At 64.3% G+C, this 9,562-nt stretch carries 7 protein-coding genes and 2 pseudogenes; 6 read left to right on the top strand and 3 right to left on the bottom strand.

The features are described from left to right. On the top strand, positions 1–288 hold a 288-nt coding region (locus BLS52_RS17765; protein WP_139186218.1), incomplete at its 5' end, for an integrase core domain-containing protein. A gap of 30 nt (positions 289–318) precedes the next feature. After that, the gene (locus BLS52_RS17760; RefSeq protein ID WP_139186325.1) at positions 319–594 is read left to right on the top strand and encodes a glycosyltransferase; all 276 of its coding nucleotides are present in this window, start codon (positions 319–321) and stop codon (positions 592–594) included. A 199-nt stretch (positions 595–793) separates the two neighbouring features. Here the strand turns inward: BLS52_RS17760 and BLS52_RS17755 are convergent. After that, positions 794–2,163 (bottom strand): annotated as a pseudogene (locus tag BLS52_RS17755) (APC family permease). 515 nt (positions 2,164–2,678) lie between these two features. Beyond that, complete coding sequence (locus tag BLS52_RS17750) at positions 2,679–4,235, bottom strand: alanine/glycine:cation symporter family protein (RefSeq protein ID WP_090588481.1); 1,557 nt, start codon at positions 4,233–4,235, stop codon at positions 2,679–2,681. Positions 4,236–4,504: 269 nt separating this feature from the next. Here BLS52_RS17750 and BLS52_RS17745 point away from each other — a divergent pair, with 269 nt between their 5' ends. The 3 genes from BLS52_RS17745 (at position 4,505) to BLS52_RS17735 (ending at position 7,276) form a co-directional block, all read left to right on the top strand. Beyond that, the gene (locus BLS52_RS17745) at positions 4,505–4,831 is read left to right on the top strand and encodes a hypothetical protein (protein WP_090588479.1); all 327 of its coding nucleotides are present in this window, start codon (positions 4,505–4,507) and stop codon (positions 4,829–4,831) included. 427 nt (positions 4,832–5,258) lie between these two features. Then, a complete protein-coding gene (locus tag BLS52_RS17740) occupies positions 5,259–6,956 on the top strand; it encodes a ribonuclease J (RefSeq protein ID WP_425425052.1) in 1,698 nt (565 codons plus the stop codon). A 68-nt stretch (positions 6,957–7,024) separates the two neighbouring features. Further along, positions 7,025–7,276: an AbrB/MazE/SpoVT family DNA-binding domain-containing protein gene (locus BLS52_RS17735; RefSeq protein WP_090588476.1), complete on the top strand. Its 252-nt coding sequence runs from the start codon at positions 7,025–7,027 to the stop codon at positions 7,274–7,276. Positions 7,277–7,420: 144 nt separating this feature from the next. Here BLS52_RS17735 and BLS52_RS17730 read toward each other — a convergent pair whose 3' ends face one another. Continuing rightward, positions 7,421–9,178, bottom strand: coding sequence for a S8 family serine peptidase (locus tag BLS52_RS17730; RefSeq protein WP_175460233.1), 1,758 nt, complete (start codon positions 9,176–9,178; stop codon positions 7,421–7,423). A 136-nt stretch (positions 9,179–9,314) separates the two neighbouring features. Here BLS52_RS17730 and BLS52_RS17725 point away from each other — a divergent pair. Next, a pseudogene (locus BLS52_RS17725) lies at positions 9,315–9,562 on the top strand (transposase family protein); the annotation flags it as partial.

The following is a 9,562-nucleotide window of genomic DNA, read 5'->3' as shown; positions in this document are numbered from 1 at the left end:
AGTCAGTTCCGGTCCCGCAAGTTCGTCTCCGCACTGCACGCCAGCGGCTTGAAGGGCTCGATGGGCAGGGTCGGTGCATGCGGCGATAACGCGGCCATGGAATCGTTCTTCGCCCTGCTGCAGAAGAACGTGCTGAACCGGAAACGGTGGGAAACACGCCAAGAACTACGCCTCGCCATCATCACCTGGATCGAGCGAACCTACCACCGCCGGCGACGGCAGAAAGCCCTCGGTAAACTAACCCCGATCGAGTTTGAGACAATCAACAACATGGCGCTAGCCGCCTAGAAACTATCAACCCCACGAGTCAACCAAAACGTGGGCAGTCCCCTACGCCATGGCGTGCCGCTCGTGGTTGCCGGGCAATCGGAGGAAAAGACTGAAGTTTGTGCCCGCGTCGCCTGGTCGGGCGCCGGGATCGACCTGCGCACCAATCGTGCCAAGCCCGACGACGTCGCGAAGGCTGTGCGCAAGGTCCTCGCCGATCCGTCCTACGGGCAGCATGCGCAGCGTATCGGCAGGGCGATTGCGGAGTCGCGTGGTGTCGATGCGCTGGTGGACTTGGTGGAGAACGAATCCCGGCGCAGACCGTAACTCCTGCCTGCCGGACTTAGCCTCGGCGTTCACCCACCAGCAGGTCTGAAGCATCGCTGCCCGCAGCCAGCCGCCGTCGTTCGCTTCGCTTCTGCAGCGTGGGGGAGCGGCCTCTTCAGGAGTTAAGAAACGACGACGGCGGGTGACCGCCGTCGTCGTCATCTGTGCCTGCCGGAGACTACCTGGCGGGCATCCGCAATCAGATGCTTCTGGCTGCGTCGGGGCTCCGTTGCTTGAGGCGTTCGAGCAAACGGTGTTCAGCATCCTGACCGGGAGCAATACCGGACGGAATACGGAAGAGGAGGACCGCTCCAAGGACCCACCAGAGGCCAAAGAGAATCCACGGGGGCGGAGTAAGTGCTGCCGGCATGCCGGGAAGGTACAGGCTGAGCAGCGCGATGCACAGGACAGCGGCTGCGATACCGATAAACGTGCCTCCGTTGCCCTTGCCGCCCACGCGGAGCGGACGGTCCATGTGGGGTTCGCGGCGTCGCAGGATCACAAACACGATGGATACCAGAATGTACGCGATGACGATGCTCGGTGCGCCGGAATCCACAAGCCAGACAAGCATTGACACACCGAAGAACGGCGCCAGGAAGGACAGCGCTCCGATGAACAGGAGAGCGTTGACGGGTGTGCGGTACTTGGGGTGGAGCTTGCCGAACCAGGCCGGCAACATGCCGGAGCGCGCCATCGAGTACATCAGCCGCGATGCGCCCAGGAGCAGCGAATTCCACGACGTGAGGATGCCGGCAATTCCACCGGCGATCAGGATCTTCGCCATCAGGTCACTGCCGAACAGTGCGCCCATGGCATCGGCGGTTGCGATGTCGGCCTGGGCTATGTCGCTGGCAGGCATTGCCGAAGAGGTAGTCAGGACGGTCATGACATACCAAATCGTTGCGAGGATGACGGCGACGACGACGAGCTTGCCGATCTGCCTGGCCGGAATGTTGACCTCTTCGCGGACTGGGGGATGACGTCAAACCCGACGAACAGGAACGGAACCACCACCAGGACCGCGAAGTACCCGTTCATGCCGCCCGTGAAGAAGGGTTCCATGTTGCTGGCCGAACCCCCGGTGAAGGAGCCGAAGACGAGCATGAGACCGATGACCAGAAGGAAAATCACCACGAAAGTCTGGGCCGTTCCGGCGAGCTTGACCCCGAGGATGTTGATTCCCGTGATGACCACCGCGGCGAGCGCACCGACGAGTGCTCAGGTCAGGTGTACCTGATAGCCGGCCACTTCCCAGAGCGGAATCTGGCTGAGATCGGGAAAGAGGTACTGCGCGGTGCGAGGCAGCGCCACGGCTTCGAACGCGACGATCGTGATGTATCCACCGGTGATGGCCCAGGATCCAATGAAAGACCACCGCGGCCCCATTCCGCGCAGCAGGAAGTTGTGCTCACCGCCTGCCTTGGGCATCGCCGCAGTGAGCTCCGCATAGGTCAACCCCACCACGCCCATGATGACGCCGCCGGTAACCATGGCCAGGACCGCACCCATGGTGCCGGCCGACGCTATCCAGCCGCCGGTCAGAACAACCCAGCCGAAACCGATCATCGCCCCGAACCCGAGGGCGAGAGCATCCCAGTTTCCGAGGACCTTTAAAAGGGAAGTGTCCGGCGTTGGCGCCGGTTGAGAAAGTCGCATAAATCCTCGCTAAGTTTGCCGCTGCTGTCGGCGCAGTTTGGTGTGGGGGAGTCGGGCGCTGCATGAGTGTGAAGTGCGCCACGCCGTGGTCCAACTTAGACGTACGCCGCTTGGGGCGCATTGTGCGTACGCCCTTCAGACGCCTGAAAGGTTAAGCGAATGCCCAACGAATCGGTCGCGCGCCCGTGCTTGCGCTCCGCTGCCTCTGACCCTTTGCTAATTCGCGAATGGCCTCCGTCGTTTCATGTCCGATAATTACGTCGCGACAGTCGCTGCGACTCGCGTTGGCTCAGTAGGCCCGTGGGTCGCTTCGGGTCCCGGGCGGCGTGAGATAGCGTCGCGGAGCTCTCACCAAAGAACGACGACGACACCCACCGGAGCGGGCGCCGTCGTCGTTCTTTGGTGTGGCTTGCGAAGAAGGAGTGCTAGCTCCGCACGGACTCCTTCTCGCGGTCGTCCTTTTCCCGGCCTGCCGGCTTGTAGGACTCCCAGAACGTCGCCCCGACAATGCCGAGTGGCTTCGGGTCGAAGACCGGATCGAGGCCGAGCTTCTGCTGCCGCTCGAAGTCCTTGAGCGCCGCCAGGGCGGGCTTCTGCAGGATGAGGATGCCGATGATGTTCAGCCAGGCCATGAGGCCTACGCCGATGTCGCCCATTGCCCAGGCATCGGCCGCGGTGTTCACCGAGCCGTAGGCGACGGCGATGAGGATCGCCACCTGCAGGCCCAGGGTGGTCACGCGGCCCACGCTTGCCCGGATGCCGGGGATGATCCGGTGCGAGGAGTTGCCCACCAGGAAGCGCAGGTTGGTCTCCGCCATGTAGTAGTAGGCGATGACCGTGGTGAGGCAGAAGAAGATCAGCGTGATCGCGATGAACGCGGCGCCGAACCCGGGGAAGACGGAGTCGAACCCGGTCTGCACAAACTCGGGCCCTGCCGTGGCCGTGGCCGAGAGCAGACCGCCCTCCACGAGGACCTCGCCGTCCTCGGTGCCTCCCGCGAAGACGCGGTAGGCGCCGGTGGAGAGGATCAGGAAGCCCGTGGCCGTGCAGACAAACAGCGTGTCGATGTAGACGGCGAAGGCCTGGACCAGGCCCTGCTTGGCCGGGTGCGACACCTCGGCGGCCGCTGCAGCATGCGGCCCCGTTCCCTGGCCGGCCTCATTCGAGTAGACGCCGCGCTTGACGCCCCACATCACGGCCAGGCCGATTACGGCGCCGAGAGCCGAATCCATGCCGAACGCACTGCGGAACACCAGAGAGAGAATCTCCGGGAGCTGGGCGGCGTTGACGAACACCACGATCATGGCGAGCAGGATGTAGGCAACGGCCATGAACGGCACTACGAAGGCGGCGACGCTGGCGATGCGCTTCACGCCGCCGACAATGACCAGCGCGAGGAGGATGACGGAACCGACCGCGACAACCAGCGGCGGAACGGTCCAGGCGCCTCCGATGGCGGTGGCCATCGAGTTGGCCTGCACGCCCGGCATCAGCACGCCGGCCGCCAGGACGGTGACGGCTGCGAAAACGTAGCCGTAGACCTTGAAGAACCCGGCACCCCTGGTGTGGGCGAACGCGCGGGAGAAGTAGTAGGCCGGGCCGCCGCGGTACTCGCCGGTCAGCGGGTCGCGGGTCTTGTAGAGCTGGCCCAGCGTGCACTCGATGAAGGACGTCGACGCGCCCAGGAATGCGACCGTCCACATCCAGAACAGTGCGCCCGGTCCGCCGAAGGCGATGGCGGTGGCGACACCGGCGACATTGCCGGTGCCGACGCGGCCGGACAGGGACATGGCCAGGGCCTGGAACGAGGAGACGCCGGACGCGGACTTCTCACCCCGCAGGATCTGGTGGACCATTCCCTTGATGTGCCGCACCTGCAGGAAGCGGGAACGGACGGAGAAGTAGACGCCGGTGGCGAGGCAGAGATAGACGAGCCAGTCGCTCCAGATAACGCCGTTGATGGCGGACAAAACATCGCTCATAAGTGTGGGATCCCTCCAGGAAAGAGCGTAGATAAGTGTGGTGAGTGCCGCCGTCGTGGGTGAACGAAGTGGCCGGCACCACACCAAAACCTGTGAAGCTTCTCACAAACGATCGTTTTGATCCAAATGGGAGGTTGGCGGGAGGGCGCAGCTCGACGTTATCCACAGTAACGAGCGCTCGGTGAACCTGAGGCGCAGGGGCTCGTTATGCTTTAGGGGTGCTCACGGCCGCAGGAGAAGTAGTCCCGATATCCTTCTCAACTAATGTGATGGCCGCGGTTGTCACTGGGACTGTGGTCCTGTTGGTTGGGGTGATTAATGTGTTGGTCACCCTCCACCAAGGCCGCTCCACGCGAAAGGCAGCGCAGCTACTGGCGGATCGTGAGCAATGGTGGAATCGATTCACTTGGGCTGCCGAAGAGTTGTTTTCGCCGCATGAGCCACGGGCGCTGGTAGCGATCTCTGTGCTCAATTCACTGGCAGCCGTAGAATGGATCAACCAGGACGACCGCGTGATGATTTTCAACGTTTTCGACGTGCTGAATTCAGACATCGATGTCGAAGAGCTTGAGGGAGCCTCAGATGGGCAAGGTTAGAAAAGTCAACGTCGCGGCAGCCAAAGCCCAACGGGATATCCTCCTTCGGGATGGGAAGCCGGTCCCGCGTCGAATCGAACTGATCGCCTCTTATAAGGGCGGCGGGACGCTCACCACCAAGGCAGAACGAGGGCCAGCTCGCACCGGTGGCGATCAGAAACTGCATTCGGCAATGAGTGGCAAACACGCCAGCAGCACTGAACGCGAGTAATTAGCAGCCTGCCCAAGAGACGCGGACCGCGCGCATCGGGACCGCCGCCGTCGTCGGCTGTGCCCGGCACGGTGATAAAGTCGGTACAAAGTATGGCCGTCCCCGATCGCTGATGCAGCGCGGGTCCGCGGCCCAGCAGGGCGTTCCCGCCACGAAGCACCTTACCGCCGGTATTTGAGCTCCGGGTTAGCCGCCCGTCACAAGAGATCGGATCCCATGACCAGGACTTCACGCCACCACTCCTCAACACGAGCTGACCGGACACCGCCCAGGCTGGACAAGAGTGCCATGCGCATCGTTGCACTGGGCGGTCTCGAGGAAATCGGCCGCAACATGACCGTGTTCGAGTTCGGCGGCAAGCTGCTCATCATGGACTGCGGCGTCCTCTTCCCCGAGGAACACCACCCCGGCGTCGACCTCATCCTCCCGGACTTCTCCTACCTGCGGGACCGGCTCGACGACATCGTCGGCCTGGTGCTGACCCACGGGCACGAGGACCACATCGGCGCGGTGCCGTACCTGCTCCGCGAGCGGGCCGACATCCCCATCATCTCCGCGCGCCTGACGCTGGCCTTCATCAAGACCAAGCTGCAGGAACACCGCATCACCGCCAAGACCGTGCAGGTCAAGGAGGGAGACCGGAAGAAGTTCGGGCCGTTCGACCTCGAATTCCTCGCGGTCAACCATTCCATCCCGGACGGCCTCGCCATGGCCATCCGCACCCCCGCCGGGCTGGTCCTCGCCACGGGCGACTTCAAGATGGACCAGTTCCCGCTTGACGGCCGGATCACCGACCTCGCCGGCTTCGCACGCCTCGGCGAAGAGGGCGTGGACCTGTTCCTCCCCGACTCCACCAACGCCGACGTCCCGGGCTTCCAGATCTCCGAGCAGGACCTGGCGCCGGCCATCGATGAGGTGATGCGGACCGCGCCGCGCCGCATCATCGTCTCCAGCTTCGCGAGTCACATCCACCGCATCCAGCAGGTCATCGACGCGGCGCACTTGTACGGGCGGAAGGTCGCTTTTGTGGGCCGCTCCATGGTCCGGAACATGAAGACCGCCCGCGAGCTCGGCTACCTGACGGTGCCGCGCGGCCTGCTGGTGGATTTCAAGGAACTCGACAAGATGGACCCGAAGAAGGCCGTCATCATCTGCACCGGGTCGCAGGGTGAACCGATGGCCGCGCTGGCGCGCATGGCCAGCCAGGACCACATGATCGACCTCACCCAGGGCGACACCGTGCTGCTGGCCAGCTCGCTCATCCCGGGCAACGAGACGTCCATCTACCGGCTCATCAACGACCTCACCAAGCTCGGCGCCAACGTGGTGCACAAGGGCAACGCGAAGGTCCACGTCTCCGGGCACGCCAGCGCCGGCGAGCTGGTCTACTGCTACAACCTCGTGCGTCCCCGCAACGTCATGCCGGTCCACGGCGAGCACCGCCACCTGAAGGCCAACGCTGAGCTGGCCATCCGGACCGGCGTGGAGCCGAAGAACACCCTGGTGGTGGAGGACGGCACCACGATCGACCTCAAGGACGGCGTAGCCCGCGTCACCGGCAAGGTCACCGCGGACTACGTGTACGTGGAGAACATGGTGGCCGGCGCCGCCACCGAGGAATCACTGCAGGACCGCATCCGCCTGGCCGAGGACGGCGCGCTCACCGTGCTGGCCATCGTCAACCCGGACAACGGCAAGCTGGAGGAGGACCCGGAGTTCTTCCCAGTGGGCTGGGCCCCGAAGGACGGCGAGCTGGACAAGGCCACCGACATTGTGGAGAAGACCCTCGCCCAGCTGAAGGGCCAGAAGACCGGCCCCGACGCGGAGCACGCCATCGCTGAGGCCCTGGTGCGCTGGTCCGACCGCTCGCTGCGCCGCAAGCCTGTGGTCACGGTCATCATCGTCGACGCCTAAGGTTCTCTCGCTTTCCTTCGGTCTTACTGCCGGTTCCCTGATGACGGAATCGGCAGTAAGTTCGAGCCATGGCAATCGCACGGGTATCCAGCAGAGGTCGCGTCACACTGCCCCTCGAGGTTCGTCGGCGACTTGCCATTGAGCCGGGCACCAGGGTGAATTTCGCGTTTACGTCCGACGGCCGGTGCGTGATGGAACCGGTCGGCGCACCGCTCAAGTCGCTTGAAGGCGTGTTTCATCAGGCTGGTGCGAAGCCGCGGTCCCTACAGGATATGGACATCGCCATCGGTGCAGAGGCAGCGAAGAACGTTATCCCGTGAACCAGTTCGCCAGGCTGTGAGGCAAGCAACTTACTGATTGCTCGATTGTCCTCACTGGGCGAGTGGCAACTTTCCAAAACAGAACGACGGCGGCCCGCTTCCTTGAGCGGGCCGCCGTCGTTCTGATTGTTGGCTGGGTGGTGGCTACTTTTTACCCGGGTGCGTGGACGCCTCCGTGAACAACTGGATGGACCCCGTATACGGGGTGACGGTATTGACCCGGCCGACCACGCCGACCGTCCAGGTGCCCGGCTCCGGATAGGTCACCAGGACCTCCCGCTCGGTGATCGGTGCGGCGAGGAGCCCAGCGGACGCGCCGACCTCGTTGCCCTGCGGGTCGTACAGGTGAAGGTAGATGTTCTCGGCGGGGTTGTCCCAGGCGATCTGCGTGTGGATGGCGTCGGTTCCTTCGCTGACCTCGACCTCGTGGTAGCTCCAGAAGGCGTCGTCGACCTCGGAGACGCCAGTGTCCACGGCGTAGCCGCCGGGCAGCACCGTCCCGCTGATCGTCTGCTCCGCACCGACCGGCTCAAAACCGTTGACTGACAGTGAGGACCTGCAGGTGGTCTTACCCTTCTCCGCCATCGCGACGGCGGCCTGGGCGTCCAGCATGCCGGCACCGACCTCGAAGGACGCGTACCCGGGCATCTCGGTCGCGGAGCACTCGAGGATGCTGATGACGTTGGCCGCCGTCAGGCTCGGGTTGGCTTCCAACATGAGCGCGACGACGCCGGAGACGTGCGGGGTGGCCATGCTGGTGCCGCTGGCCCGCGTGTAGAACGGGTTCTCGACGACGGCGCCCGAGGACATCTGCGCGCCGGTGGATGCACGGGCGGCTCCGATGTCGACTCCGGGGGCGGTGATCGTCGGGCGGTAGAGGCCCTCGCCTGCGGTGCGGTTCTGGTTGCCGTCCGGGCGTCCGGTCGAGGAGAAGCTGGCCAGCGTGAAGTCCTTGTTCGCGGCGCCCACGGCTACGACGTACGGTGAAACGGAATTGCGTCCCATCGTGTTGGGGCTGCCCGAGTTGCCGGCTGCGAAGACGGTGACCACACCGGCGTCGAACGCTTCCTTGGTGGCGATGTTCACGGGATCGTCAGGATCGTAGTCGGCGCCTCCGCCGCCGCCCCAACTGTTGGAGACCACGCGGACGTTGTGCTCGTCGCCCTCGGTGAGGATCCAGTCGTAGGACTGGATGGCCCACCAGGACAGCACATTGGCTGAGCCGAGCTTGAAGCTGATGATGTCCGATCCGGGTGCGACGCCGGTGAACTTGCCGTCGCTGGCGGCGCCGGTGCCGCCGATGGTGCCGGAGACGTGGGTCCCGTGGCCGTGGTCGTCATTGGTGGTGGGGTTGTCCACGAACGCGACGTTGGTGTCGCTCAACGGATCGCCGACCACCGCGAAGTTGCGGATGACCTTGTCGCCGTGTGGCAGGTCCGGGTGGGTGGCGTCGACGCCGGTGTCGGTGACCGCGACGGTGACGCCGGTTCCGTCATAGGCGCCGCGGAGTCCTTGTCCGGCCCAGACGTCGTCGGCGTTGATCATGCCGATGCTGTCCTCGAGGTAGAGCTCATCCACGGCGTTGTCCCAGACGCTGCGCGTGGAGGCCCAGGACGCGACCTCGCGGATCTGCGCCGGCGACAGGGTGGCCAGGCCCATGTCCAGCGTCCGGGTGGTCTGTACGTCCGGGTCCATCGTGGCGAGGGCGTCGAGGCCTGACCGGTCCTCGAACGTGACGATGACGTCCATCGAATCACCGGCGGAGGAGAGGAACTCCTGCACCGTGGCGGACAGTGTGGCGCTGTCGGACTCGGGGATGATCGAGGCGCTCGCCGGAGCAATGGTTGTTCCGAGGAGCCCGGCGAGGGCAAGGCTGAGCGTGAACTTCTTTGTTAGTTGCATGAGTGTGAAATTAACCGGCTCTTCGTAATTGAGGGTGTAGCCGGCGTGAGCGGGTCTGGCGCGTCGGTGGCGGGATAGAGGTCGAGGCCTTCCGATGATGGAAGTTCCTACACTGCCCATCTGAAAGACCTCGACGATGCTCCACGCTACCTTCGCTGCGCCTGATCTGACCACGTTCTGCCGTCTTGAGGAGCTCGGGCTCGAAGCCGTCGGGCAGCATTTGGACTCTGAGCGGGCGGTGATCAAGTGCCGTGTCGTTCAAGCGGATCCGTGGTGCCAGTCGTGCGGAGCAGAGGGCGTGCCGCGAGACACGATTACCCGTCATCTTGCGCACGAACCGTTCGGTCACCGCCCCACCACGCTGTTGGTACGGGTGCGCCGTTA

It is taken from the genome of Arthrobacter subterraneus (assembly GCF_900099735.1).
In the GTDB taxonomy this organism is placed as follows: domain Bacteria; phylum Actinomycetota; class Actinomycetes; order Actinomycetales; family Micrococcaceae; genus Arthrobacter_D; species Arthrobacter_D subterraneus.
Note: the sequence above shows the minus strand (reverse complement) of the source record. Positions and strands in the feature narration are given on the sequence as shown.